This window comes from Sphingomonas sp. LHG3406-1 (assembly GCF_029637485.1).
Taxonomy (GTDB): domain Bacteria; phylum Pseudomonadota; class Alphaproteobacteria; order Sphingomonadales; family Sphingomonadaceae; genus Sphingomicrobium.
The window spans coordinates 1,149,420-1,175,350 of record NZ_CP069128.1; the positions used below are offsets into that span (position 1 = coordinate 1,149,420).

Below are 25,931 nucleotides of genomic sequence, written 5' to 3' on the forward strand. Positions count from 1 at the left end.
GCCTCGCCCCCGTCAGCCCGGGCGAACTACTTATGTTCGGCGAGGTAGCGCATCAGCTCGGCAAGCGTGCTCTCCATCTGGTCCTGCATCTGCGTGACCAGCTCGTTCTCGCGCATGCCTTCATGATCGAGCGGCTTGGAATAGCTGTCGCTGAAGGCCTTGAGGTCGCTCTCGTCGAACACGCCCCGGGCGACCAGCTTGGCGAGGATCACCAGCAAGCCATTGGTGTTGGCGATGGTTCCGGCGACCAGCGCCTCGTCGACCATCGACAGCTGGGTCGGCTCGGCCGTCTCTTCCGCTTCTTCGGACATGAGGGCCTTAGAATGGCCCCCGGCCTGTCCGTCAATCGAGAAAGGCCAGGAGCGCGCTCCAGCGCGACGCCTTGACCGCGAACGGCAACGTATGAGCCGGGCTCGACGATGGCAGGTCGACCAGCGTCCACGGCCCCTCGCCGATCATCCGCCGCCCGATCCGCGCTGCCGTCCCGCCATTGAAGGCGATCGCCCGCAGCGCCGGCAGGGCCTCGGCGAACGCCCGGAGGTCGCGCGGTTCGACGTCCCTGATCGCCTGGTCGAGGCTGCCTGTCCGCCGCGCCGCATGGATGACGTCCCACAGGGCCACGCCGCGTGCTCGCAGCCGCTCGAGCCGCTCCTCGTAGCCGAGCCCTGCCAGCGGCTCCCCCAGCACCTCGCCGAGCAACCGCCAGAACTGATTCTGCGGATGGGCATAGTAACGCTCGGCCCTCAGCGACGCCTCGCCCGGCAGGCTGCCTAGCACCAGCAGCCGCGCATCCGCCCGCGCGGCCGGCAACAAGCCATGCTTGCGAACGCTCAAGCTGCTACACTCCGGCCCATGCCCCGCCCCTTCCGCTTTGCCATCCTCGGTCTCCTCGCCCTCCTTCTCACCCGCAGCAGCAGGCGCGATTGGACGAACGCGGGCAAGCGCCGCTAAGGGCAGCGACATGGCTCCGGAGGATCTCCGCATTGCCCTTGTATCGGGCAACTACAATTATGTGCGCGACGGCGCCAATCAGGCGCTGAACCGTCTCGTCGGCTTCCTGCTGCGTTCGGGCTGCAAGGTGCGAATCTATTCGCCTACCGTTGCCGAGCCGGCCTTCCCGCCGACCGGCGACCTCGTCTCACTGCCTGCCGTCGCCGCGCCTGGCCGCGCCGAATATCGCGTTCCGATCGGCCTTCCCGCCCGGGTTCGCCGCGACCTCGAGGCGTTCGATCCAAACATCATTCACATCGCCAGCCCGGACGTCAGCGCGCACCGCGCCGTGACCTGGGCGAGGAAGCGCGGCATTCCCTCGATCGCCTCGGTTCACACCCGCTTCGAAACCTATCTCGCTTACTACCATCTGGAGCTGTTCGAGCCTGCCGTCCGCGCCACCCTGCGCCGGCTCTACCGGCGCTGCGACGCCCTGCTCGTCCCCGCCGAATCGACCGCCGCCGTACTCCGCGCCCAGCGGATGAACCGCAACATCGCCATCTGGTCGCGGGGCGTCGATCGCGCCCAATTCAATCCCGAGCGCCGAAGCCTCGAATGGCGCCGCAGCCTCGGCATCGGCGATGAGGAACTGGTCGTCGCCTTCCTCGGCCGGATCGTCATGGAAAAGGGCCTCGACGTCTTTGCGGCCGTCCACGACGAGCTCATCGCCCGTGGCATCGCCCACCGCGTGCTGGTGATCGGCGAAGGCCCCGCGCGCCCATGGTTCGAAAAAGCCCTGCCCGCCGGCCTCTTCGTCGGCCACCAGGAGGGCGAGGACCTCGCCCGCGCGCTCGCCAGTGCCGACGTCTTCCTCAATCCCTCGATCACCGAAACTTTCGGCAATGTGACGCTCGAGGCCATGGCCTGCGCCATGCCCGTCGTCGCCGCCGTCGCCACCGGCGCAACCAACCTCGTCCGCGACGGGGAGACGGGCACGCTCGCCGAGCCGGGCGACATCTGCGCCCTCGCCGCGGCTATCGCGGCCTATGCCGCCGATCCGGACCTCCGCCGTCGGCACGGGGAAGCCGGCCTCGCCTTCGCCAAGACGCAGGACTGGGATGTCATTAACGGGTCGGTGCTCAAGACCTATGCGCGGGCGATCGAGCGCCGCGAACGGCTGGCGCGGATCAAGGGCTGACCTTTCCCCTGGCAGAAGCAGGAGCCCAGTGCCTTTCCACTGGTCCTGAAGACGAATGCGTCCCTGCTTGCGCAGGGTAACACTAGCCCTCGAGCTGCCGGGTCAGAAGCCGGATCGCGGCGTCGATGTCGGGATCGCTCGCGCGCAGCTTCTCGATCTGCTTCACCGCGTGGATCACCGTCGTATGGTCGCGCCCGCCGAAGCGGCGGCCGATGTCCGGCAGCGACTTGGGCGTCAGCTGCTTGGACAGATACATCGCTACCTGACGCGGCCGGGCGACCTCGCGGGCGCGGCGCGCCGACACCATCTCCGCCTTGCGGATGCAATAATGCTCGGCAACCCGGGTCTGGATCTCGTCGATGCTGATCCGGCGCTGGTTGGCGCGCAGCACGTTCGCCAGCACTTCCTCGACGAACGCCAGATCGATCGCCTTGCCGGTCATCAGCGCATAGGCGGCGATGCGGTTCAGCGCGCCTTCCAGCTCGCGGATCGAGTTGGTCAGCCGCCGGGCGAGAAAGTCGACCACATTGTCCGGCATGGTCACGCCCGGCAGCAGCGCGAGCTTGGCCAGCAGGATGTTGTAGCGAAGCTCGAGATCGGCAGCGTTGATGTCCGCGACCAGGCCCCAGCTCAGGCGCGACAGGATTCGCGGCGCGATCCCGTCCAGGTCCTGCGGCGCCCGGTCCGACGTGATCACCAGCCGCTTACCGGCGTTGATGATCTCGTTCATCGTGTGGAAGAATTCCTCCTGCGTCGATTCCTTGCCGGCGATGAACTGGACGTCGTCGATCAACAGCAGGTCGGCCGAGCGCAGGCGCTGCTTGAACCCGATCGTGTCATTCTCGCGGATGGCGCGGACGAACTCGACCATGAACTTCTCGGCGCTCATCATCACGACCTGCGCCTGCGGGTTGAGGTCGAGGAAGCGCTGGCCGAGCGCGTGCAGCAAGTGGGTCTTGCCCCGCCCGGTGCCGCCATGGAGGAACAGCGGATTGAAGGTGACGGTCGGCGCTTCCGCCAGCGTGCGGGCGGCGGTGGCGGCGACCTCATTGGCCTTGCCGATGACGAAGCTGTCGAAGCTGTAGCGCGGGTCGAAGGCGGGACGCGGGTGCGGGGTGACCTCGGCGGCGGCCTTCTCGACCGGCAGCGGCTCCTCGTCGAGGATCAGCAGTGGCGCCGGCTTCGGCCCGCCCTCGCAGGCGACGATGCGCACTTCGCGCACCACCGGCAGGGTGGTCCGCCAGGCGAGCTGCAGCCGCTCGCCGAAATGGCTGCGGACCCAGTCGGCCATGAACTGGCTCGGCATGACCAGCTCGAGGCTGCCCCGGTCGGGATCGAACGCGCCAAGCTCGGCCGGCTTCAGCCAGCCGTCGAAGGTCCGCGCACCGCAGTCACGACGAAGGCCGGTGCGGATCGCAGCCCAGGCGGCGGCAAGCGGCGAGACATTCGAATCCAGTTCGATGCCCGACCGATCCGCTGCGTTCCGCTCCAATCCGATGCCATTGCCGTTCACTTCGCCCCGAGCCTCCATATGTCCGCGCCGACAGTCCGCGTCGTCCAGGCACAGGATTTCGGTCACGGCGACGTCGAGTCGCCGAGTACCATCCTTGCCTCGCGTGGACCCCCCCAGTGGAATCACTGCCGGAGGGGTTTTTTGGAGCAACCGGGGGGCCCCTGCCAAGTGCCCTTTTTTCACGGGAGTGAAATAAAGCTGCTTGACACAGCTTTTCCGGGAAAGAGCCCGTTACCGGGAGAAATCCGCCATTTTCTTAGCGGCTGTTAACCGCACGCCCATGCGAATCGCGGTAACAAAAGGGTTTTTTGCCCGTAACGAAAAAGGCCGCCGGATTCGCATCCGACGGCCTTCCCGAAATGATACGGTGGACGGCCTCAGCCGAGCGCCGAAACCCGCTTGGTCAGGCGCGAGAACTTGCGCGACGCGGTGTTCTTGTGAAGCACGCCCCGCGCGACTCCGCGCGCCAGCTCCGGCTGGGCCTGCTTGAGGGCTTCGGACGCCGCGCCCTTGTCGCCCGCCAGCAGCGCCGACTCGACCGCCTTGATGAAGGTACGGATGCGGCTGACGCGCGCACCATTGATTTCGGCGCGGCGGGTGTTGCGGCGGATGCGCTTCTTGGCTTGCGGCGTGTTCGCCATGGCTGACTCTGAATCCTTAAGGCTGGCAAATGAAAAGCGGCGCGAAAGCCTGATGGCTCGCACCGGTTAGGCGGTCCCCTATACGAGGAGGCCCCAAGGGTCAACTCGTCTCAGCGCTGGCAGGCCGGGCAATGGAAGGTCGACCGGCCGCCCTGGACGAATCGCTTCACCGTCCCGCCGCAGGCGCAGGGGCTGCCCTCGCGGTCATAGACGGCGAAACTCTTGCTGAAGTAGCCGAGCTCCCCGCTCGGCTGGGCATAGTCGCGCAAGGTCGATCCCCCCGCCTCGATCGCTTCGGCCAGCACGTCGTGGATCGCCGGCACCAGCCGCTTCAGCCGGTCGAGGCTGACCTTCCCGCCCGCCCGCTTCGGGCTGATCCCGGCCCGGTGCAGCGCCTCGCACACATAGATGTTGCCGAGGCCCGCAACGATGCCCTGGTCGAGCAGCAGCAGCTTGATCGCCGCGCTTCGCCCCGCAAGCCGCCGTTTCAACTCCTCGGGCGTCAGGTCAAACGGCTCCGGCCCGAGCTCGGCGAAGGCGGGCCACCCGTCGAGTTCGGCGGTCGGCACCAGGTCGACGCTCCCGAACCGCCGCGGGTCGTTCAGCACCAGCCGGTGACCGTCGTCCGTCTCCAGCAGCAGGTGATCGTGAGGTTCCTCCTCAGCCGGATCGATTCGCCACCGCCCGCTCATCCCGAGATGGAAGATCAGGCTGTCGTCGCGGTCGGTATGGATCAGGCCAAATTTGGCCCGCCGCCCGAGCCCGGTCACCCGCGCCCCCGTCAGCCGCTGGCCGAGATCGACCGGGAACGGCCGCCGCAGGTCCGCCCGCCGCGGCTCGATCCGCGTCAGCCGCCGGCCCTCAAGCACCTGCGCAAGCCCGCGCACGGTGGTCTCGACTTCGGGAAGCTCTGGCATGTCTGGCCGTATGGCGCGGACCGCCGTCCGCCGCTAGAGCCCTGCCCCATGTCCGACAAAGTCAACTTCGGCGACCAGCTCGTCAGCCCGGAAGAGAAGACCCGCAAGGTGGGCGAGGTCTTCTCCTCGGTCGCGCGCCGCTACGACATCATGAACGACCTGATGAGCGCGGGCATGCACCGGCTGTGGAAGGACCGGTTCGTCTCCCGCGTGAAGCCGCAGCGCCACGAGCATGTCCTCGACATGGCCGGCGGTACCGGCGACATCGCCTTCCGCATGGCCGCGCGCGGCGCCGCCGTGACCGTCAGCGACATCAATGCCGACATGCTCGGAGTCGGCGAGGAACGCGCGGCGAAGAAGGGCATCGAAGGGCTCAGCTGGTCGGTTCAGAATGCCGAGACCTTGAGCTTCGCCGACCGCAGCTTCGATGCCTACACCATCGCCTTCGGCATCCGGAACGTCACCGACATCCCCAAGGCCCTCCGCGAGGCGCACCGCGTGCTGAAGTTCGGCGGCCGCCTGTTCGTGCTCGAATTCTCGACCAGCGACTGGCCGGGTTTCGGCGAGGCCTATGAGGTCTGGGCCGACAAGGCGATTCCGAAGATCGGGAAGGCCGTCACCAACGACGAGGCGAGCTACCGCTACCTCGTCGAAAGCATCCGCCGCTTCCCCAAGCCGCTCGAGTTCGAGCGCATGATCGGGGAGGCGGGCTTCATCCGTACCCACACCGAGACGCTGATGGGTGGCCTCGTCTGCATCTGGTCGGGGTGGAAGGCTTGACCTCTTCGGTCACGCATCTTGTCCGCATCCTCCGCTGGGGACGCACCCTGGCGCGCTACGGTGCGCTGCAGGGGGTCGAGCGCGATCCCCTCACCCCGCCGTTCGCGCGGCGCATCGTGCGCCTCGCCCGCTTCGGCCTCCGCCAGCCGGACGAGCCCGACTATGCAACGGCCCTGCAGCAGCTCGGCCCCGCCGCCATCAAGTTCGGCCAGGCCCTCGCCACCCGCCCCGACCTCGTCGGCGAGAAGGCCGCGCACAATCTCTTTGCGCTGCAGGACTCGCTCCCGCCCGCGCCCTTCCCGCTGATCCGCAAGGCGGTCGAGCAGGCGCTCGAGGCGCCGCTCGAAAGCCTGTTCCTCGACTTTGACGAAACACCGGTCGGCGCCGCTTCCATCGCCCAGGTCCACCGCGCGGTCACCACCGAAGGCCGGCAGGTGGCGGTGAAGGTGCTCCGCCCCGGCATCGAGGAAACATTCGCCGAGGCGCTGGAGACCTACGAATGGGCGGCCGCCCACCTTGAAGCCCATGCCGGCGACGAGGTCCGCCGCCTTCGCCCCAAGACCGTCATCGCCCATTTCCGTCAGTGGACCCGGCGCGAGCTCGACCTCCAGCGGGAGGCCGCCTCGGCCTCCGAACTGAAGGAGAATATGGTCGCCGAGGACGGCTTCTACGTCCCCGAGATTGACTGGCGCCGGACCGCCCGGCGGGTCCTCACCCTCGAATGGCTGGACGGCATCAAGCTGTCCAAGCGCGATGCGCTGCTCGAAGCCGGCCACGATCCCCGCGCCCTCGCCGGGATCCTCGTCCGCGCCTTCCTTCGCCAGGCGGTGATCGACGGCTTCTTCCACGCCGATCTCCACCAGGGCAATCTGTTCGCACTCCCCGACGGCCGCCTCGCCGCCATCGACTTCGGGATCATGGGCCGGATCGATCGCCGCGCTCGCAACTGGCTGGCGGAGATCCTCTACGGCCTCATCACCGGCAATTATCAGCGCGTCGCCGACATCCATTTCGAAGCGCAGTACGTTCCGGCTCACCACAGCGCCGAGGAGTTCGCGACGGCGCTACGGGCGGTCGGCGAGCCGATCCGCGGGCTTCCGGTCAAGGACATCAGCGTCGGCCGCATGCTCGAAGGCCTGTTCTCCATCACCCGCGACTTCGACATGCCCACTCAGCCGCACCTGCTGCTGCTGCAGAAGACGATGGTCATGGAGGAAGGCGTCGCCACCTTCCTTGATCCCGACATCAACATGTGGGAATCGGCCGAGCCCTTCCTGCGCGAATGGATCCGCGGCGAACTGGGTCCCGAAGCTGCGCTCGCCGATCGCCTGATCCGCTGGAAGCGCACGGTCGAGAAGCTCCCCGACCTGATCGACCGCATCGACCATTATTTCCCTGCCCCGGGCGGCGCCCCGCCGGAACTTCCCGAGGTGCAGGTCGACGTCAAGCAGCTGCCAAGGCCCGGCTGGCGCGACCTCGGAGTCGCGGTGGTCGCGGCAGCCGCCGGCGCGGCCGCGGTGCTTCTGCTGCTCTAGGCCGTCAGCCCCGTGCCTGCGGAAACCTCAGGTGGACGTTCTGCTCACCTCACCACTGGTCCCTTCGACAGCGGCACGGCAGGAGCACGGTTCATCTCGTTGCGCCAGATCTCTACCGCTTCCTCGATCGGAAGCCCGCCGGCTTGCAGTTCGGCGATGCGCCGATCTCGCCGCTCCGCAAACGCTGTCTCGTCCGGGTCCTGGACATAGTGGGCTTCTGCGGTTCGGAGCTTCCGCCCCGCATCGAGCCGAAACTCCATCCAGCCCTCCCAATCCGCGCCTGCCCTGGCGACGTAGGTGACGCCACTCTGTAGCGCCTTGGCGGGAACCAGGGTGCGCAAACCGGGACCGCTTGCGCCGAAGGGTATGGGAAGCGCCCCCTTGCGACAGGGGATGAGTTTCACCCGCCAGATCCACTCACGCCCGGCCCAGACATCCAGGCTGCACAATTCTTCTTCGTCGGGGCGGTGCGGCCAGACGAACCATCTGCGTTCGACCTTGGTCCAGAACAGCAGCTTGCCGTCCTGCGCGACGAGATCGAGCGGATAGGGCGGTGGCTGGCAGCTGCCGAGCGCGAGCAGCAGCAGTGCCGCTGAACCCGCCCGGCCAAGCTGCCGCATGGGCTAGCCGCCGATCTGCGCCAGCACCTGCTTGAGCGCCGCTACGCGCTTGGCCGCGACCGGGTCGGCCGGCGCGCGCAGCCCCGCCGCGAGGCTGCGCAGCTGCGCCGGCTGCGGGCTGGCGAGCGCCGTCCGGAGCGAGGCGATCTGCGCCGCCGGCAGGCTCTGCGACCGCTCCAGCTGGTCGACATAGGCCAGCGCCACGACCGGCACCGCCGGCCAGCTGACCGGCGCCTGCTGCTGCGGGTTGAAGCGGTCGTTCGGATGCTGCGCCAGCGCCGCTGCGGCAATCTCGTTGGCGGTCAGCTGGGGTCCCGGCTGCAGCGCCAGCACGTCGAGGCCGCGGGCGATCTCGGTCCCGTAGATCCGGCCCTTGTAGTAATAGGCCGACCAGAAACCGCCCATCACCAGCTCGTCCTTGTAGACGGGGCCGCGGTCGAAATAGGCGATCTCGGCCGGGCGGCTGCTGTCGGTGAAGTCGCTGATCGAGATGCCACCCTGGTACCAGGCCTGGACGAACAGGTCGCGGCCCGGGACCGGGATGATCGACCCGTTATGCGCGACGCAATTCTCCTGCTCGCTCTGCGCCGCCGGCAGCTTGTAGTGGTTGCGGAAGCGAAGCCGCCCGCCCTCGATGTCGTAGATGGCGTTGGCGCCCCAGTTGCGGGGATCCGACACGAGGCAGCGCGGCCGCCCGCCGCCGCCCCACTCATCGGTGAACAGCACCTTGGTGCCGTCATTGTTGAAGGTCGCCGAATGCCAGTAAGCGAAAGTCGGGTCGAGCACCTGGTCGATGCGCCTGGGCTTCGCCGGCGTGCTGATGTCGAGCAGGATGCCGTTGCCCGAGCAGGCGCCGGCGGCGAGCTTGAGCGACGGAAAGACGGTGATGTCGTGGCACTGGTCGGTCTGCGCCGTGTCCTGCGTACCGTCGCCATGGTCGCCGCCCGCCCACAGGCCCGAGATGCTGCCGGTCGCCGGATCGCCGAACACGCGCGGCCGGTCGACGATGCGGGCGGCTGCCGGGTTGGCAACCGGGATTTCGATCACGTCGATCGAAAACAGCGCCGACTTCATCGACCCCGGATCGGAGACGCAATTGGCGTCTTCCTTGGCCGAGCGGACGTTGGCCGTGCCCGACACATAGACGATGATCTTGCCGTCGCGGCCGGGGCCGCTGACCACGCTGTGCGTGTGGCTGCCGCGGCAGGTCTGGACCGCGCCGACCTGGCGCGGCGCCGCGAGGTTCGAGATGTCGAAGATGCGGATGCCGCGGAACCGCTCGGGCGAGGCGTCCTGCTGGATGCCCTGCCGGCCGCAGTCCAGCCGTCCGCGGTTCTGCTCCACCGACATGATGAGGAGATTGCCGACGATCGACAGGTCGCCCTGCCCGCCCGGGCAGATGGTCGAGCTGACGAGGGTCGGCGCAGCGCCGGTCGGGCTCACCCGGTAGATGCTGAAGCCGTGATAGTTGCCGGTCGCCAGCACGTCGCCCTGGAAGGCCATGTCGGTCTGGGCGAAGCTCAGCAGCGGCGATCGGCCGGCCCCGGCCGGCGCCTTCTCGCCCTTCTTGACCAGGGCCGAGGCCGGCAGGTCATAAGGGTTGGCCGGATCGAAGAAGCCGGTCGGCTTGGGCAACGAGGCGACCAGGGCAAGGCCGCGGATCGCCTGGCCGGCATCGTTGGTGCCGGCCTTGAGCGCGGTGCGCGGATCCTCGGCGATGGTGCCGAGCAGCGCGCTCATCCGCTTGATCTCTTCCTGCTGCTCCTTGATCAGGTCGGCGATGAAGGTGTTGAGCGCCGGATCGGCCGCCGTGCCGCCGCGCTGCAGCAGCTCGCGCGCCATCCGGATCGCACCCTGGTGATGGGTGATCATGCGGGTCAGGAACAGCCGCTCGAAGGCGATGCCCTTGGCGGCGCTCATCTCCTGCAGCTGTGCCGGGGTCGCCATGCCCATGTGGGTCATGTGCGCCGCATCCTGCATCATGTGCGCGGCATGCGGCCCCTCGACCGGCTGGGCGCGGTCGGCCAGCCACTTCTTCATCCAGCTGATCTCGTCGCCCTGGCTGGCATCGATCCGCTTGGCCATCTGGACGATCTCGGGCCGGGCGGTGCGGCCGGGCACCATCGCCGTCATCACTGTCGCCTGCCCGTGGTGCGGGATCATGTCCTGCAGGAAGCTGACGTCATAAGCCGAGAAGCTGGTATCGGCGATGCGACTGGCGGTGGTGGCGTCGATCACCCGGCTCGCCTGCCCGGGGGCCCCCGGCTGGACGATCGGCGCGCTCTGCGCGGCGGCAAGTGAAGCGGTGCAGCCGGCGGAAAGAAGAAGCAGCTTCACGCCACGCAAAGTCATGGTCACCTGATCGCGCATTACCCGGTCATCCTCGGTACAATTCCTGACGATGACAGGCGTAGCAGCCTTCCGGCGCTCTTCAACAGCCCTTGTTTGCGACTCGTCGAAGCCATGCTAACCGGCCCTCAAGGGCAGTTAACCAGCATAGGGGACTTCAGCATGAGCGACCGCGTTACCATCACTCTCAGCGAACTTCACTGCGAAGCGCAGTCGGAGCCGGGCGGTTGCGAACCCTATCTCTTCACCAGCTTCTACGCGATCGGCGCCGATGGAAACATCGAGGTGAAGTCGCCCAGGCACCCCGACGTGCGCGAGGCCTTCTCCAACGACATCGAGGCGGGCACCACCCTTCAGGTCCCGCAGGAAATCGGCACCTGCGAACTGCCGGCCGGCGGCAATGTCGGCTTCGTCGCGCTGGTGATCGACGAGGACATGGGCCGGCTGGTCGCGGTCGACAAGGCGCATGATGCCTTCCATGCCGCGGTCGAGGAGCAGCTTCGCGACAGCGGCGGCCGGATCGACACCGGCGAGATCATCAGCAAGGTTCGCAGTGCTGTCCACGGCACCTTCGACTATTCCGACCTTCATCGCGACCAGGACGACCTGCTCGGGATCGTCGACCATCGTATCAGCGGCAGCGGCCCGTTCGAGGCCCATGTCGGCACCAGCGACGACGACCGCTTCATCCTCCGCGGCGAGGTCCGCTGAACTTTTCCGATCGTGCGTTTGGCGCGAAGGGGACGGAGCGATCCGTCCCCTTTTTCGTGTCCGTTCAGAGCCCCAGCGCGTCGAGATCCGCCGCCGAGTGCCGCTCGCGCAGCTGCACGTCGCCGCGCGTCGCATTGACCACTCGCCCGCGCTTCACCGCCGGCCGCGCATCGATCTCCTCGGCCCAGCGGATGAGGTTGCGATAGCTGTTCGCGTCGAGGAACTCGCTCGCGCCCTCGTAGGTGCGGCCGAGCGCCACTCCGCCATACCAAGGCCAGAGTGCGATGTCGGTGATGCTATAGTCGTTGCCCGCCACGAACCGGCTCTCTGCGAGGCGCCGGTCGAGCACGTCCATCTGCCTTTTCACCTCCATCGTGTAGCGGTCGATCGCATATTCGATCTTGCGCGGCGCATAGGCAAAGAAATGGCCGAACCCGCCGCCCAGCAGGGGCGCAGAGCCCATTTGCCAGAACAGCCAGCTCAACGTCTCCGCCCGGCTGGTACCGAGGAAGGCCCCGAACTTCTCCGCCAGGTGGAGCAGGATCGCACCGCTCTCGAACACCCGCACCGGCTTTGGACCCGTCCGGTCGAGCAGCGCCGGTATCTTGCTGTTCGGATTGACTTCCACGAAGCCACTCGAGAACTGGTCACCCTCCATGATGTCGATCAGCCACGCGTCATAGTCGGCGCCGCCGTGCCCCGCCGCGAGCAGCTCCTCGAACAGGATGGTCACCTTCTGCCCGTTGGGCGTGCCGAGGCTGTAGAGCTGGAAGGGATGCCCGCCGACCGGCAGTTCCTTGTCGTGCGTCGGCCCGGCGACCGGCCGATTGATGGACGCGAACCGCCCTTCCGCGGGCTTCGGGGTCCAGACTCTCGGCGGCGTATAATCGTCGGACATGCGTGCATTCTCCCTGTCGTTCGCCGGCGACATGGGACGGTCACCGGCGCGCTCAAGAAGGCACCTTCATGTTCCTGCCTAGCAAAGTAGGGTTTCGTCTGGCATCGCTGCCGAGCCATGTCCGCGCCGCGCAACTTCGACCTGAACCGACCTGGCCATCACGAGGGAAGGCCTGGGCGGCTGGACACCCCCGCCACCGGTGACCTTTGTGACCTTGTTCATCTTGCCGTGACCCTGGCGCACTGATGGCACGCATCCTGCTCATCGTCGGCGGCGGCATCGCGGCCTTCAAGGCGGCCGAGCTGATCCGCCTCGCCCGCCGTCACGGTCACGCGGTCACGCCGGTGCTGACCGGCGGCGGAAGCCATTTCGTCACCCCCATGACCCTCGCTGCTTTGGCCGAGAGCCCGGTCTACACCTCGCTGTGGGACCTCAAGGACGAGACGGAGATGGGGCATATCCAGCTCAGCCGCGCCGCCGACCTCGTCCTCGTCTGCCCGGCCACCGCCGATCTCCTGGCGAAGATGGCCGCCGGCATCGCCGACGACCTCGCCACCACGCTGCTGCTGGCCACCGACAAGCCGGTCTTCGCCGCCCCCGCGATGAACGTCCGAATGTGGCTTCACGAAGCGACGCAAGCCAACGTCGCCACCCTGCGCCAGCGCGGCGTCACGGTGATCGACCCCACCGAAGGCGCCATGGCCTGCGGCGAATACGGCCCCGGAAGGCTGCCCGAGCCGGCGGAGATCTTCGCCCAAGTCTTCCGTCACCCCGGACCTGATCCGGGGTCCCGCTTCTTGCCCGAAGAGCCAAAGGAAGAAGCGGGATCCCGGGCCGAGCCCGGGATGAAGATCCAAGATGCCGACCTCACCGGCCGTCACATCCTCGTCACTGCCGGCCCGACGCACGAGCCGATCGATCCCGTCCGGGTCATCGCCAACCGCTCGTCCGGCAGGCAGGGCTTCGCCATCGCCGCCGCCGCCGCCGCGCTCGGCGCCCGCGTCACCCTCGTCGCCGGCCCCGTCGCGCTGCCTACCCCGCCCGGCGTCGCCCGCATCGACGTCGAGACCGCGGACCAGATGCTTGCCGCGGTCGACAGCGCCCTTCCCGCCGACGCCGCCATCCTCGTCGCCGCCGTCGCCGACTGGAAGGTGAGCCCAAGCCCGACCAAGCTCAAGAAGTCGGCCGGCCCGCCGCAGCTGCGCTTCGCGCCCAACCCCGACATCCTCGCCACCCTCGGCACCCATCCCGACCGTCCGCGCCTGCTGGTCGGCTTCGCCGCCGAAACCGACGACCTCCTCGCCAACGCAGCGTCGAAGCGTTCGGCCAAGAAGGCCGACTGGATCGTCGCCAACGACGTCTCCGGTGACGTCATGGGCGGCCCGTCCAACCACCTCCACCTCGTTACCGCCGAGGGTGTCGAGGATCTCGGCGCCGGCTCCAAGGAACAGCTCGCGCGCCAGCTCGTCGCCCGCATCGCCCAGGAACTTTCATGATCCGGATCCAGATTACCCGCCTGCCCCACGGGGAGGGCCTGCCGCTGCCCGCCTATGCCACCGCCCACGCCGCCGGCATGGACGTGGTCGCCGCCGAGGATCTCGACCTCCAGCCCGGCCAGCGCCACGCGGTCGCCACCGGCCTGCGCATCGCCATTCCCGAAGGCTATGAGGTGCAGGTCCGCCCCCGCTCGGGCCTTGCGCTCAAGCACGGCATCACCGTCCCCAACACGCCCGGCACCATCGACGCCGACTATCGCGGCGAAGTGAAGGTGATCGTCATCAATCACGGCAACGAGCCCTTCCCCATTCGCCGCGGCGAACGCATCGCCCAGCTGGTGCCGGCCGCGGTGACGCAGGCCGCCTGGGAGGAGGTCGAGGTGCTCGATCAGACCGCGCGCGGCGAAGGCGGCTTCGGGAGCACGGGGCGTTGATGAATCATCCAACCTCCCCGTTGCGAAGCAATGGGGAGGGGGACCGCTCCGCAACGCGGAGTGGTGGGGGGGCCGGCCGCCCTGCCCATGGCCCCTCCACCACTGCCTTCGTCAGCGGGCTCCCTTCCCACCGCTTCGCGTCAGGGAGGTAGAAGTTGCTTTCCGACGAGGAACTCACCCGCTACGCCCGCCAGATCGTCCTTCCGCAACTGGGAGGTGCCGGCCAGCAGCGCCTCAAGGCCGCGAAAGTGTCGGTGGTCGGTGCCGGCGGGATCGGCGCGGCGGTCATCCCGGCGCTCGCCGGCGCAGGCATCGGCCGCATCACCATCATCGATCCCGACCGGGCGGACCTCTCCAACCTCCACCGCCAGCCCATCTACCGCTCGCGCGACGAGGGCGAGCCCAAGGCTGCGCTCGCCGCCCAGTTCGTGCGCCGGCTCAACCCCTTCGTCGAAGTCGCCGGAGTCGAGCGCGCCATCGGCCCCGACAATGCCGCCGCCCTCCTCGAGGGCCATGACCTCGTCATCGACGGCACCGACAATTTCGCAACCCGCCTCGCAGTCAGCGACGCCTGCGTCGGCCTCGGCCTGCCCCTGATCAGCGCCGCCGCCGCTCAATGGCAGGGCCAGGTCGCACTGTTCACGGGGAAACCCTGCTACCGCTGCTTCGTCGGCGATGCCTTCGACGCCGACGATTGCGACAATTGCGCGGAGCTGGGCGTCACCGGCGCGCTGACCGGCCTCGCCGGCAACCTCGCCGCCCTCCTCGCCATCCGCTTTCTCGCGCATGCCGGCGAGGCGGAGCCAGGCAGGCTCACCCTGGTCGACGGCCTGAACGGCACCCAGCGATTGATCCGGATCGTCGCCGACCCAGGCTGCAAGGCCTGCGGCGGCTCCGTCGGACGATCCGCTATTTCTCCTTCTTAGGAGCCGCCTTCTTCCTTGCCGGCGCCTTCTTCTTGCCCTTGGCCGGCCCCTTGGCGGCCTTGGCGTCGATCAGCGCCACCGCCTCGTCCAGCGTCACCGCCTTCGGGTCCGCCGCCTTGGGCAGCGTGGCGTGGGTCGTCCCGTCGGTGACATAGGGACCGAACCGCCCTTCCATCACCTTCAGTTCCTTGGCGCTCTCCGGATGATTGCCGAGCACCGCCAGCGGCTCCCGGCTCCCGCCGCGGGCTCGGCCGCCCCCGCTCGCCGCATCGGCCAGCTTCGCCACCGCCGCGTTCATGCCGGTCTCGAACACCTCGGCGGTGCTCGCCAGCCGGGCATATTTGCCCTGGTGCTGCAGGTAGGGCCCGTAGCGCCCGATCGACGCCGTGATCATCTCCCCCGTCTCCGGATGCGTCCCGATCTCGCGCGGGAGGCTCAGCAGCCTCTTCGCCCAGTCGAGATCGACGCTCACGTCCTTGGGGATTGAAGCGCGCTTCTCCCCCTGCTCGACATAGGGTCCGAACCGCCCGCTCTTGAGCATGATGCCCTCGCCAAGATCCGCCGGTTCACCGCTCGACGCCGCGGCATCCCCGCCCTGACCGAACTTCCGGGTGAACTTGCATTCCGGATAGTTGGAGCAGGCGACGAACGCGCCGAACTTGCCGCCGCGCAGCGCCAGCCGCCCATTGCCGCACGCCGGGCACAGCCGCGGGTCGCTGCCGTCGCCCTTGTCGGGAAACAGCCAGGGCGAAAGGAATTCGTCGAGCGAGGCGGTCACCTCGCTCGGCTTCTGCTCCATCACCTCGCCCGCCTTGGGCTTGAAGTCGCGCCAGAAGCTTTCGAGAAGCTTCAACCAGTCCAGACGCCCACCGGACACGTCGTCCAGCTCATCCTCCAGCTCGGCCGTATAATCGTAGCTGACATATTTCTCGAAGAAACGCTCGAGGAAGGCCGTCACCAGCCGCCCGCTCTCCTCCGGGATGAAGCGCTGCTTTTCCAGCCGCACATATTCGCGGTCCTTCAGCGTCTGCAGCGTCGCCGCATAGGTCGACGGACGCCCGATGCCGAGCTCCTCCAGCCGCTTGACCAGGCTCGCTTCCGAATAGCGCGGCGGCGGCTGGGTGAAGCTCTGCACGGCGTCGACGCCGAGCTTGTCCGGCCGGTCGCCCTTGGCGAGGTGCGGCATCTTCGCGCCATCCTCGTCCTCGGCCTTCTCGTCCCGTCCTTCCTCGTAGAGCGCGAGGAAGCCGGGGAAGAGCGTCACCTGCCCCGTCGCGCGCAGCCGCGCCCGGTCGTTAGCCAGCTCGACCGTGGTCCGCTCCAGCCGCGCCGCTGCCATCTGGCTGGCGAGCGCGCGGTTGAGCACCAACTCGTAGAGCCGCGCATGGTCGCCGCTGCCGGCCCGCTCTCTGGCGAAGTCGGTCGGCCGGATCGCCTCATGGGCCTCCTGCGCATTCTTGGCCTTGGACGTATATTGCCGCGGTTTGTCGGGCAGGTGCGCCGCGCCGAAGCGATCGGCGACGGCCTTGCGCGCGGCGCTGATCGCCTCGCCGGCCATCTGCACGCCGTCGGTCCGCATGTAGGTGATCAGCCCGTCCTCGTAGAGCTGCTGCGCCACCCGCATCGTGTGGCTGGCCGCGAAGCCCAGTTTGCGCGCCGCCTCCTGCTGCAGGGTCGAAGTGGTGAAGGGGGGGGGCGGATTGCGGGTGAAGGGCTTGGTCTCGACCGACGCGACGGCGAAATGCCCCGCCTCGACCGCCTTCTTCGCCTCGGTCGCCGAGCCCTTGTCGCCGAGACTGAGCTTGTCGAGCTTCTTGCCGTCCAGCTCAACCAGACGCGCGGAGAACTCCTGGCCGGTCGCCGCGAAGCGCGCCGTCACCGTCCAATATTCCTGCGCGGTGAAGCGCTCGATCTCGGCCTCGCGGTCGACGATCAGGCGCAGCGCGACCGACTGGACGCGTCCCGCGCTCTTGGCGCCGGGCAGCTTGCGCCACAGGATCGGTGACAGGGTGAAACCGACCAGATAATCGAGCGCCCGCCGCGCTCGATAGGCGTCGATGAGATCGTTATCGAGCTCGCGCGGGCTCGCCATCGCGTCCAGCACCGCCGACTTGGTGATGGCGTTGAAGGTGACCCGGCGCACGTCCATTGGCAGCGCGCGGCGCTTCTTCAGCAGTTCCTGGACGTGCCAGCTGATCGCCTCGCCCTCGCGATCGGGGTCGGTGGCGAGGATCAGCGTATCCGACGCCTTGGCCGCGTCGGCGATGGCTTTGACCTGCTTGGCCTTGTCGCCATAGGTCGCCCACTCCATCGCGAAGCCCTCGTCCGGGTTCACCGACCCGTCCTTGGGCGGCAGGTCGCGGACGTGACCGTAGCTCGCCAGCACCTTGTGGCCCGGCCCCAGATACTTCTCGATGGTTTTCGCCTTGGCCGGCGATTCGACGACGACCAGCTTCATTTTCGATTGCCTTCACGCATACGCACGAGGGTGGGGACCGGCGGACAGCCTCGTCAAGGCGGTTCCTTGGCCGGGCGCGACGGACAGGCTAGGGCGTTGCGGCCCAAGGGGGAGTGTAAGCATGTTCGCCGTCATCATCGCCGCCGCGCTCGCCGTGTCGCCGGAGAGCCTCGTTCGTCCGCCGCTCGATGGCTTCATCGTCGGCAATGAGCAGAGCGCCGGCCCGATGAGCCTCAAGGAGGAAGTGCCGGCGGGCGAGACGGTGCAGCAGTGGACGCGCATGGTCACGACCCAGCGCCTCGGCGGCCTCGCTGGCCGCCTCTCTGCAAGCGACTTTCTCGAGCGGCTCGCCGCCATGGCGACCGGCTCCTGTCCGGGCGCGACGGCAGGCACCGTGACCGAGACCGGCGGCGCCGCGACCGTCCGCCTTGATTGCCCGCGCAATCCGACCACCGGCCTGCCAGAGACCTTCATCGCCAAGGCGATGATGGGAGCGAGCGACCTTTACATCGTCCAGATCGCCTGGCGCCGGGTCCCGACCAGCCAAGACATCGGCTGGAGCGAGACCTATCTCGGCAAGGTCAGCCTCAAGCCCGCAAACTGACGGCGGCACGCCGCCAAGCGGCAGCCGCAGCTTCGGCGCGCCACGGTCAGTCGGCCACGCCCCAGGGTGGCGGCGGAACGGGCCTCACCTTCGGCGGCAGTCCGCAACGGCCCTGGTCATAGTCGCCGTTGACCCGAATGACCTCGCCCTCGCGCGGCTCGAGCCGACGGCCGGTCAGCTGGCTGTCGAGCACCCGGCGGATGGTCGAAGCGAGGCTGGTCACCACGTAACAGGCGATCTCGGGCTCCTTGTGGCGATTGCCGATTCCGCTGTCATCGGTGAGGAAGACGTAGCGCGACTGAGTCAGCGCCGCACTCAGCCGCATAAAATATTCGGCGCGGTCGTCGAGCCCCGACGACGCGACCGGGACGATCCGGATGCCCTTGGCACGGGCGGCCTCCGCAGCGGCCCATGCCCGGCCCATCTTGTCGTCGTGGGGCGGCGCGTCGGCGACGAGCATCAGGCTCTTGACCGCCTCCGGTCGCCAGTCCTGCTCGACCGCGCGCGCCAGCGCCTCATCGACTGCCTCCGGCATGTCTCCGCCACCATGGCCGCGCTGCTGGGCGATCGAGGCCTGGAGCGCGTCGAGGTCACTCGACAAACGGTAGGTGCGGGTGACGAAATCATCGCCGATGTCACGATAGGCGACCAGCCCTACCCGCAAGTCGAGCTGCGGATGGCGGCGCTTGAGATCGACCAGGATTTCCCTCAGCTCCGACTTGAGGAAGGCGATCTCGTCGCCCATCGAACCGGTGCAGTCGAGCACGACCATCAGGTCCATCGCCCGGACTGGGGCCGGGGCGCCGCCAATCACCAGCCGGTGCTGCTGCCCGCCCCGTCCCCCGGCCAGTCTGATCTCCCTTTTCTCGCTCCCGGCATGGATGACGAGCCGCTCGCTGAGCCGGTCGAGCTCGGGGAAGAAGACGACCCGGCCGTCGCTGGCGGTCGCCAGTTCGAGCCTGTTGCCGTCGGCGCACTCGAGCGTCACCCGTTCCAGCGCCCGCGGCTGCCCACGGTCGTCGCGCAACTCGACGGTCAGGCTGCGGCGGGTATCGAGCAGCGGTAGAACCGAGATCTGCTGGCCGAGGCTGCGCTTGGAATGGACGAACCAGGCGAAATGCTCGGGATTGAGGAGATCGTCATGGTCGCCGGACGTCAGCAGGCCGGCCGGCGGTCCGTTGCCCTGACCCCGCATGCCCCTTCGCTCCCGCCGAGTCAGGGCGCCGGGCGAGTAGCCCGTGACCGAGCTGCCGGTGACGACGATCGAGTCGGCCCCGTCCCCATCGCTCTCCGCCATCGGCGCTGGCGGCGGCGGCGGCGGCGGCGGCGGCACCGGGCAGGTTTCGGTCACCAAAATGACCGAGCCGTCGGGGCAGACCTGCGTCTCGGCCGGCGTGCCATCGGGCTGAGCATAAGCCGCCTGCTGGAACAGCCCGGCGGCGGTGCGCATCGCCTGCGCCTCGACTGGCAGCGGCGCCATCAGCGGAGCGCGCCGGCAATAATCCTGCGCCAGCGAGGTCGCGGAGACACTCGCAAGCGCCATCCCCAACACTGCATGTCGGCATGCTCCCATTGTACTACTCCCCTTGACGAAAGCTGACCTTTCCCCCGGCATGCCGGTCGAGCCGGCCCGCAAGATCCAGTTCCAGCAGGACCAGCTGCACGGCGCCGGGCTCGAGACCAGACAACCGGACGATCTCGTCCACGGGCGCCGGCGACGGTCCAAGCAGTTCCTCGACAGTGCGCCGCTCCGCTTCACCCGGCTCGTCCGTCGTCCCGGCGAAGCCTGGGACCTCGGAAGCAGCCGAGAACAGGTCCCTTTGCGACCGCACCCGGCCCAGCCCGGGCCGAAGTGCCTCAAGCACCTCGGCTGCATTCTGGACCAGGGTCGCTCCGTCGCGGATGAGGCCATTGCAGCCTTGCGCCCGTGGATCGAGCGGGCTGCCGGGCACCGCCATCACCTCGCGCCCCATTTCGGCCGCCAGCCGTGCGGTGATCAGCGAGCCCGATCGCGGCGCCGCCTCGACCACGATCGTCCCGGGGCAGAGCCCAGCGATGATCCGGTTGCGATAGGGGAAATGGCGGGCGCGCGGCTCGGTCCCGGGCGGCATCTCGGCCAGCACCAGCCCCCTTTCCGCCACCGCGCGCTGCAGCCGCTCATTCTCGGGCGGGTAGAAGTTGTCGAGCCCGCCGGCGATTACGCCAACCGTGCCCGTGTCCAGCGCCCCCTCATGCGCCGCCGCATCGATCCCGCGCGCAAGCCCCGACACGACCACGGTCCCCTCGCGCCCCAGTTCGTGGGCAAGGCCGCGCGCGAAGCGGCAGGCCGCGGCGCTGGCGTTGCGCGCCCCCACCATCGCCACCATCGGCTGGTCGAGAAGGCCAATGTCGCCAAGCGCCGTCAGCAGCGGCGGCGCATTGTCGGCCTCGGCCAGCAGCGGCGGATAGAGGCCCTGCCCGATGCTGAGGTAGCGCCCGCCGATCGCCTCGACCCGGTCGCGCTCGCGCCGCGCCTGGTCCTCGCCGAACAGCGCCGGCATCCGCCCGCCGCCGCGCGCGGCAAGGTCCGGCACGGCCCGAAGCGCCGCCTCGGCACTGCCGAAGCGCAGGAGCAGCTGACGAAAGGTGATGGGCCCGATGCTCTGCGACCGGATCAGGCGGATCCGGGCGAGGAGATCGGCCTCGCTCAAGCCCTGCTCCGCCCGACCCGCGGCTCGGTCCCGGCGCGAAGGCGAACGATGTTCTCCTTGTGCTTCCAGATGACCAGGACGCTCAGCCCGGCGAGCAGCGGCAGCAGGTCCGACCGATCCCTGAACGCCGCCAGCAGCGGTGCCGACAGCGCCGCCGTCATGCCCGCAACCGAGGAGATACGGACGAGCAGCAGGAAGGCGATCCACAACCCCGCGTACAGCGCCGCCGCCGGCGGGAAGAGCGGGATCAGCACGCCGAGATAGGTTGCCACCCCCTTGCCGCCGCGGAACTTCAGCCAGACGGGATAGAGATGCCCGATCATCGCCCCGCCCGCCGCCGCAATCTCGTAGCCGGGCAGGAAGCGCTGCGCGATCAGCACCGCCGCCGTCCCCTTCAGCGCATCCAGCACCAGCGTCGCCGCCGCCAGCCCCTTGGACCCGGTCCGAAGCACGTTGGTCGCGCCGATATTGCCCGAGCCGATGGTCCTGATGTCCCCCCGCCCGGTCAGCCGCGTCAGGATCAGCCCGAAGGGAATGGAACCGAGCGCATAACCAAGCGCGAGGGCGAGAAGCAGGCCTTGAGACATTGGAGCCAAGGCTAGTCAGCATTGCGCCGACGCGCAACGACCGCATAAGGCCGCCTGCGTGAAGCCCGAAACCCCTCTCCTCTTTTTCGATTCCGGCGTCGGGGGCCTCAGCGTCCTCGGACCCACTCGCGCGCTTCTGCCGACCGCGCCGATCGTCTATGTCGCCGACAGCGCCGCCTTTCCCTACGGCACCCGCTCCGAAGCCGAGATCGCGGCGCGTGTGCCGGCCCTGCTTGGCCGGCTGACCGAGCGCTTCCGGCCGCGCATCGCCGTCATCGCCTGCAACACCGCCTCGACCATCGCCCTCGCCTATGTCCGCGCCGCGCTCGACATTCCGGTGGTCGGCACCGTGCCCGCGATCAAGCCGGCGGCCGAACAGTCGCGGACCCGCATCATCGGCGTGCTCGGAACTCCTGCAACCGTCCGCCAGCCCTATGTCGACGACCTCGCCGCCCGCTTCGCTGCCGACTGCACCGTCCTCCGCCACGGCTCGGCCGAGCTAGTCGAGCTGGCCGAACGCAAGCTTGCCGGGGAGGCCATCGACTCCGCCGACATCGACGCCGCCGTTGCCCCGCTCACGGGCCAGGGGATGGACGTGGTCGTCCTCGCCTGCACCCACTTCCCGCTGCTCAGCAAGGAGCTCGCGGCGGCCCTCCCCGGCGTCGCGCAGGTGGACGGCGGCCCCGGCATCGCGCGCCGCATCGCCCATCTCACCGCCGGGCAGCCATGGCCGGTTCAGCCGCCGCCCGGCATTGCCGTCTTCACCGGGGAAGGACCGGCGCCCGCAGTCGCCGCAGCTTTGACCGACTTCGGCATCGGTGACCTAAGAAACATTTGAACTACGTAGAATTGCGAGTCGTTCGCATTGGCCTTGCCGCGTAGCTTGGGTTAAGGGCGCGACCGAGCAAGAGGCAAGAGCGAGTGGATTACCAGAACGTCTTCAAGGCCGCCATCGACCGGCTGCACGACGAAGGCCGCTACCGGGTCTTCATCGACATTCTGCGCAACAAGGGGTCATATCCCAACGCGCGCTGCTTTGCCGGCCACAACGGACCGAAGCCGATCACCGTGTGGTGCTCGAACGACTACCTCGGCATGGGCCAGCACCCAGCCGTCATCGCGGCCATGGAAGAAGCGCTGCACGACGTTGGTGCCGGTTCGGGCGGCACCCGCAACATCGGCGGCAACACCCACTACCACGTCAACCTCGAGGCCGAGCTCGCCGACCTTCACGGCAAGGAAGCGGCGCTGCTGTTCACCAGCGGCTACGTCTCGAACGAGGCGGCCCTGTCGACCCTCGGAAAGCTCCTGCCCGGCTGCGTCATCTTTTCGGACGAACTCAACCACGCCTCGATGATCGCGGGCATCAAGAATTCGGGCTGCGAGAAGAAGATCTTCCGCCACAACGACCTCGCCCACCTCGAGGAACTGCTCGAGGCCGAGGATCCCGACCGGCCCAAGCTGATCGCCTTCGAAAGCGTCTATTCGATGGACGGCGACATCGCCCCGATCGCCGCCATCTGCGACCTCGCCGACCGCTACGGCGCCATCACCTACCTCGACGAAGTTCATGCCGTCGGCATGTACGGGACCCGCGGCGGCGGCATCTCCGAGCGCGACGCGGTCGCCGACCGGGTCACCATCATCGAGGGCACGCTCGGCAAGGCGTTCGGCGTGATGGGCGGCTACATCGCCGCCGCCCGCGACATCGTCGACTGCATCCGCAGCTATGCGCCGGGCTTCATCTTCACCACCTCGCTGTCGCCCGTGCTGGTCGCCGGCGCCCTGGCGAGCGTCCGCCACCTCAAGCAGAGCGCCGAGGAGCGCGAGGGCCAGCAGGCCGCCGCCGCCATGCTCAAGCGCAAGTTCGCCGACGCCGGCCTGCCGGTGATGGACTCGGTCACGCACATCGTGCCGCTGCTGGTCGGCTGCCCGATGAAGGCCAAGCGGATTAGCGACATCCTGCTCGCGGAATACGGCTTCTACGTGCAGCCGATCAACTATCCGACCGTCCCCCGCGGGACCGAGCGCCTCCGCTTCACCCCCGGCCCGACGCACAGCGCCGAGATGCAGGACGAACTGACCGGCGCCCTGGTCGAGATCTGGGACCGTTTGGAAATGCGCGAAGCGGCCTAGGGTACAGCGGCCTTCGGCGTCGCCCAGGCCGAACGATGAATAAGGCGTTGGTCCTGAGCGAAGCACCGTAGGCGCGTCGTCGAAGGGCCCCTCACCGCACCAGCGTCCACCCACTCAGCGCGCAGCAAGCCGCCAGCCCAACGCTCAGCGGCACCCGGAGCGCCATCCACCAGCCCGGCGCCAGCCGCCGCCGCACCAGCAGCGCGTCGACCGCCAGCGCCGCCACCAGCAGCACCGCCAATGCGAACATCGCCTGGGGCGGGTTGAAGCTGAAGATTGCCCACCAGCCCGCCAGCGACGGCACCACCGCAATCCCCAGCAGCCACGAGCGCGGCCGTCCCTCGCGGCAGGCGAAGGCCCACCAGCTGCCGCCGAGGAAGCTCAGGATCACCGCCGCATAGGTGCGGACGAAACCGGGCGTCGACGGCGCGAACAAGCCGATGTCGAATAGGGCCACGCCGGTCAGCACGGCGGGCGGGATCAGGCCGGCGAAGCCGAGCAGCAGGGCGGGAAGTGGAATGCGCATCTTCTCGATGATGAAGCGCTCCCACCAGGAACGCCAGCCTGTCCTACAGGACCGCTTTCGGCTATGCCCGCGCCGATGCCGATTGCCCTTGTCCGCGCTGCCATGACCCTGGCCCGAAGTGGACAGACCGGGCAAACTGGACGAAGTGGTCGCACTGCGATTTTTCTTTTTTCCGGTCCTCTCCCGCTCCCACCATTGGCCTCCCTGCCTCCGCCTTGCTAGAGGGCCGCATGACCATCGCCCTTGCCGCCGACCATGCCGGATTCGCGCTGAAGGACGCCCTCGCCGACTGGCTCCGCGAAGCCGGGCATGAGGTGCTCGACCTTGGCACCAATGGCCCCGACAGCGTCGACTATCCCCGCTTCGGATCGCTCCTCGCCGAAGCCGTGGCGGCCGGCCGGGCGGAGCGCGGCATCGTCGTCTGCGGTTCGGGCATCGGCATCTCCATTGCGGTCAACCGCAACCCGAACTGCCGCTGCGCCCTCGTCAACGAGCCTCTGTCGGCCGCCCTCGCCCGCGAGCATAACGACGCCAACGTCCTGGCACTCGGCGCCCGGCTGACCGGCATCGACCTTGCCAAGGCCTGCGTCACCGCCTTCCTTTCGACCGACTTCGCCGGCGGGCGCCACCAGGCCCGCGTCGACCTTCTTTCCGCCGCCACCGGAGACTGACCATGGCTACCGCCGCCAACCTCAACCTCGTCCAGCCGCAGGGCTTCTTCACTAGGCACCTCGCCGAGGCCGATACCGACGTCGCCAAGGCCATCGACGATGAACTCGCCCGCGAACAGACGCAGATCGAGCTCATCGCCTCCGAGAACATCGTCAGCCGCGCGGTGCTCGAGGCGCAGGGCTCGGTCTTCACCAACAAATATGCCGAAGGCTATCCCGGCCGCCGCTATTACCAGGGCTGCCACCCGTCCGACGCGGTCGAGACTCTGGCGATCGAGCGGGCCAAGCAACTGTTCGGCTGCGGCTTCGCCAACGTGCAGCCCCATTCGGGCGCGCAGGCGAACGGCGCAGTCTTCCTCGCCTTGCTCCAGCCCGGCGACACCATCCTCGGCATGAGCCTCGCCGCCGGCGGCCACCTCACCCACGGCGCGCCCCCGGCCCAGTCGGGCAAGTGGTTCAACGCCGTCCGATATGGCGTCCGCGAGCAGGACCATCTGGTCGATTTCGACGAACTCGAGCGGCTCGCCACCGAGCACAAGCCCAAGCTGATCATCGCCGGCGGCTCGGCCTATCCGCGCATCCTCGACTTCGCCCGCTTCCGCGCCGTCGCGGACAAGGTTGGCGCCTATCTGATGGTCGACATGGCCCATTTCGCCGGCCTCGTCGCGGCAGGCGAACATCCCTCGCCCTTCGGCCACGCCCATGTCGTCACCACCACCACCCACAAGACCCTGCGCGGCCCGCGCGGCGGCATGATCATGACCGACGACGAGGCATTGGCGAAGAAGTTCAACTCGGCGGTCTTCCCGGGCCTGCAGGGCGGTCCGCTGATGCATGTCATCGCCGCCAAGGCAGTGGCGTTCGGCGAGGCGCTGCAGCCGGACTTCAAGAGCTACGCCAAGGCGGTCATCACCAACGCCCGCGCGCTCGCCGGCCGCCTCAAGGAGCGCGGCGCCGACCTCGTCGCCGGCGGGACCGACACCCACCTCGCTCTGGTGGACCTCCGCCCGCTCGGGATCACCGGCAAGGATGCGGACGAGAGTCTCGAGCGCGCCGGCATCACCTGCAACAAGAACGGCATTCCGTTCGACCCGCTCCCGCCGCTCAAGACCAGCGGCATCCGCGTCGGCTCGCCCGCTGGCACCACCCGCGGCTTCGGAGAAGCCGAATTCCGTGAAATCGCCGACATGGTCGCCGACGTCCTTGATGGCCTCAAGGCCAATGGCGCCGAGGGCAATGGCGAGGTCGAGCGCGCGGTGAACGTCCGCGTTCGCGCGCTCTGCGCGCGCTTCCCCATCTACCAGGGCTGAG

General features: G+C 68.4%; 25 protein-coding genes. 12 read left to right on the forward strand and 13 right to left on the reverse strand.

The genetic code is table 11. The annotated features are described in order from the left end of the window. Positions 1-26 precede the first annotated feature (26 nt). Together JOY29_RS05495 and JOY29_RS05500 are read right to left on the reverse strand one after the other, a co-directional pair. Positions 27-311 carry a hypothetical protein gene (locus JOY29_RS05495; RefSeq protein ID WP_300975185.1) on the reverse strand — a complete coding sequence of 95 codons (285 nt, stop codon included), beginning with the start codon at positions 309-311 and terminating at the stop codon, positions 27-29. Positions 312-342: 31 nt separating this feature from the next. Continuing rightward, on the reverse strand, positions 343-834 hold the full coding sequence (locus JOY29_RS05500; RefSeq protein ID WP_300975186.1) for a DNA-deoxyinosine glycosylase: 492 nt from the start codon (positions 832-834) through the stop codon (positions 343-345). A 127-nt stretch (positions 835-961) separates the two neighbouring features. On the opposite strand from JOY29_RS05500, the gene JOY29_RS05505 reads away from it, so the two are divergent. Next, positions 962-2,128 (forward strand): glycosyltransferase family 1 protein, encoded by a 1,167-nt coding sequence (locus JOY29_RS05505; RefSeq protein WP_300975187.1) that lies wholly within the window; start codon positions 962-964, stop codon positions 2,126-2,128. Between the two features lie 82 nt (positions 2,129-2,210). Here JOY29_RS05505 and dnaA read toward each other — a convergent pair whose 3' ends face one another. From dnaA to mutM, 3 genes are all read right to left on the reverse strand, one after another. Continuing rightward, complete coding sequence (dnaA, locus tag JOY29_RS05510; RefSeq protein ID WP_300975483.1) at positions 2,211-3,590, reverse strand: chromosomal replication initiator protein DnaA; 1,380 nt, start codon at positions 3,588-3,590, stop codon at positions 2,211-2,213. A 428-nt stretch (positions 3,591-4,018) separates the two neighbouring features. Continuing rightward, positions 4,019-4,282: a 30S ribosomal protein S20 gene (gene rpsT / locus JOY29_RS05515; protein WP_300975188.1), complete on the reverse strand. Its 264-nt coding sequence runs from the start codon at positions 4,280-4,282 to the stop codon at positions 4,019-4,021. A gap of 110 nt (positions 4,283-4,392) precedes the next feature. After that, positions 4,393-5,199 carry a bifunctional DNA-formamidopyrimidine glycosylase/DNA-(apurinic or apyrimidinic site) lyase gene (gene mutM / locus JOY29_RS05520; protein WP_300975189.1) on the reverse strand — a complete coding sequence of 269 codons (807 nt, stop codon included), beginning with the start codon at positions 5,197-5,199 and terminating at the stop codon, positions 4,393-4,395. A 48-nt stretch (positions 5,200-5,247) separates the two neighbouring features. Between mutM and JOY29_RS05525 the strand changes: the two genes are divergently transcribed. Beyond that, positions 5,248-5,979: a class I SAM-dependent methyltransferase gene (locus JOY29_RS05525; protein WP_300975190.1), complete on the forward strand. Its 732-nt coding sequence runs from the start codon at positions 5,248-5,250 to the stop codon at positions 5,977-5,979. After that, complete coding sequence (gene ubiB, locus JOY29_RS05530; protein WP_300975191.1) at positions 5,976-7,514, forward strand: 2-polyprenylphenol 6-hydroxylase; 1,539 nt, start codon at positions 5,976-5,978, stop codon at positions 7,512-7,514. Before JOY29_RS05525 ends, ubiB begins: the two co-directional genes overlap by 4 nt. Positions 7,515-7,558: 44 nt before the next feature. On the opposite strand, the gene JOY29_RS05535 is transcribed toward ubiB, so the two are convergent. Beyond that, the gene (locus tag JOY29_RS05535) at positions 7,559-8,134 is read right to left on the reverse strand and encodes a hypothetical protein (protein ID WP_300975192.1); all 576 of its coding nucleotides are present in this window, start codon (positions 8,132-8,134) and stop codon (positions 7,559-7,561) included. Between the two features lie 3 nt (positions 8,135-8,137). Beyond that, positions 8,138-10,504 carry a DUF305 domain-containing protein gene (locus tag JOY29_RS05540; RefSeq protein WP_300975193.1) on the reverse strand — a complete coding sequence of 789 codons (2,367 nt, stop codon included), beginning with the start codon at positions 10,502-10,504 and terminating at the stop codon, positions 8,138-8,140. A 141-nt stretch (positions 10,505-10,645) separates the two neighbouring features. Here JOY29_RS05540 and JOY29_RS05545 point away from each other — a divergent pair, with 141 nt between their 5' ends. Beyond that, positions 10,646-11,194 (forward strand): hypothetical protein, encoded by a 549-nt coding sequence (locus JOY29_RS05545; RefSeq protein WP_300975194.1) that lies wholly within the window; start codon positions 10,646-10,648, stop codon positions 11,192-11,194. 64 nt (positions 11,195-11,258) lie between these two features. On the opposite strand, the gene yghU is transcribed toward JOY29_RS05545, so the two are convergent. Beyond that, positions 11,259-12,092 (reverse strand): glutathione-dependent disulfide-bond oxidoreductase, encoded by an 834-nt coding sequence (gene yghU, locus JOY29_RS05550; RefSeq protein WP_300975195.1) that lies wholly within the window; start codon positions 12,090-12,092, stop codon positions 11,259-11,261. Between the two features lie 245 nt (positions 12,093-12,337). Between yghU and JOY29_RS05555 the strand changes: the two genes are divergently transcribed. The 3 genes from JOY29_RS05555 to JOY29_RS05565 all read left to right on the forward strand — a co-directional run bounded on the left by JOY29_RS05555 (position 12,338) and on the right by JOY29_RS05565 (position 14,948). Further along, positions 12,338-13,588: a phosphopantothenate--cysteine ligase family flavoprotein gene (locus JOY29_RS05555; RefSeq protein WP_300975196.1), complete on the forward strand. Its 1,251-nt coding sequence runs from the start codon at positions 12,338-12,340 to the stop codon at positions 13,586-13,588. Then, entirely contained in the window at positions 13,585-14,022 is a 438-nt protein-coding gene (gene dut, locus JOY29_RS05560) for a dUTP diphosphatase (protein WP_300975197.1), read from the forward strand. The genes JOY29_RS05555 and dut overlap by 4 nt, the downstream gene beginning before the upstream one ends. Before the next feature lie 155 nt (positions 14,023-14,177). After that, positions 14,178-14,948, forward strand: coding sequence for a HesA/MoeB/ThiF family protein (locus JOY29_RS05565; protein WP_300975198.1), 771 nt, complete (start codon positions 14,178-14,180; stop codon positions 14,946-14,948). Here the strand turns inward: JOY29_RS05565 and topA are convergent. After that, complete coding sequence (gene topA, locus JOY29_RS05570) at positions 14,932-17,406, reverse strand: type I DNA topoisomerase (protein ID WP_300975199.1); 2,475 nt, start codon at positions 17,404-17,406, stop codon at positions 14,932-14,934. The genes JOY29_RS05565 and topA overlap by 17 nt on opposite strands. 121 nt (positions 17,407-17,527) lie before the next feature. Between topA and JOY29_RS05575 the strand changes: the two genes are divergently transcribed. Next, positions 17,528-18,010 (forward strand): hypothetical protein, encoded by a 483-nt coding sequence (locus JOY29_RS05575; RefSeq protein ID WP_300975200.1) that lies wholly within the window; start codon positions 17,528-17,530, stop codon positions 18,008-18,010. A gap of 46 nt (positions 18,011-18,056) precedes the next feature. Here JOY29_RS05575 and JOY29_RS05580 read toward each other — a convergent pair whose 3' ends face one another. From JOY29_RS05580 to plsY, 3 genes are read right to left on the reverse strand one after another with little or no spacing between them, the layout of a single operon-like run. Then, entirely contained in the window at positions 18,057-19,553 is a 1,497-nt protein-coding gene (locus JOY29_RS05580) for a VWA domain-containing protein (protein WP_300975201.1), read from the reverse strand. A 34-nt stretch (positions 19,554-19,587) separates the two neighbouring features. Beyond that, on the reverse strand, positions 19,588-20,700 hold the full coding sequence (gene dprA, locus JOY29_RS05585; RefSeq protein WP_300975202.1) for a DNA-processing protein DprA: 1,113 nt from the start codon (positions 20,698-20,700) through the stop codon (positions 19,588-19,590). After that, positions 20,697-21,287, reverse strand: a complete 591-nt coding sequence (gene plsY / locus JOY29_RS05590) for a glycerol-3-phosphate 1-O-acyltransferase PlsY (RefSeq protein ID WP_300975203.1) — start codon at positions 21,285-21,287, stop codon at positions 20,697-20,699. Before plsY ends, dprA begins: the two co-directional genes overlap by 4 nt. A gap of 58 nt (positions 21,288-21,345) precedes the next feature. Between plsY and murI the strand changes: the two genes are divergently transcribed. Both murI and hemA read left to right on the forward strand, forming a co-directional pair. After that, on the forward strand, positions 21,346-22,125 hold the full coding sequence (gene murI / locus JOY29_RS05595) for a glutamate racemase (protein ID WP_300975204.1): 780 nt from the start codon (positions 21,346-21,348) through the stop codon (positions 22,123-22,125). 83 nt (positions 22,126-22,208) lie between these two features. After that, a complete protein-coding gene (hemA, locus tag JOY29_RS05600) occupies positions 22,209-23,423 on the forward strand; it encodes a 5-aminolevulinate synthase (protein WP_300975205.1) in 1,215 nt (404 codons plus the stop codon). A gap of 91 nt (positions 23,424-23,514) precedes the next feature. Here the strand turns inward: hemA and JOY29_RS05605 are convergent, their stop codons facing one another. Next, a complete protein-coding gene (locus JOY29_RS05605) occupies positions 23,515-23,949 on the reverse strand; it encodes a DUF3429 domain-containing protein (RefSeq protein WP_300975206.1) in 435 nt (144 codons plus the stop codon). A gap of 230 nt (positions 23,950-24,179) precedes the next feature. Between JOY29_RS05605 and rpiB the strand changes: the two genes are divergently transcribed. Together rpiB and glyA are read left to right on the forward strand one after the other, a co-directional pair. After that, entirely contained in the window at positions 24,180-24,620 is a 441-nt protein-coding gene (gene rpiB / locus JOY29_RS05610) for a ribose 5-phosphate isomerase B (RefSeq protein WP_300975207.1), read from the forward strand. Continuing rightward, positions 24,617-25,930 carry a serine hydroxymethyltransferase gene (glyA, locus tag JOY29_RS05615; RefSeq protein ID WP_300975484.1) on the forward strand — a complete coding sequence of 438 codons (1,314 nt, stop codon included), beginning with the start codon at positions 24,617-24,619 and terminating at the stop codon, positions 25,928-25,930. Before rpiB ends, glyA begins: the two co-directional genes overlap by 4 nt. Position 25,931 lies beyond the last annotated feature (1 nt).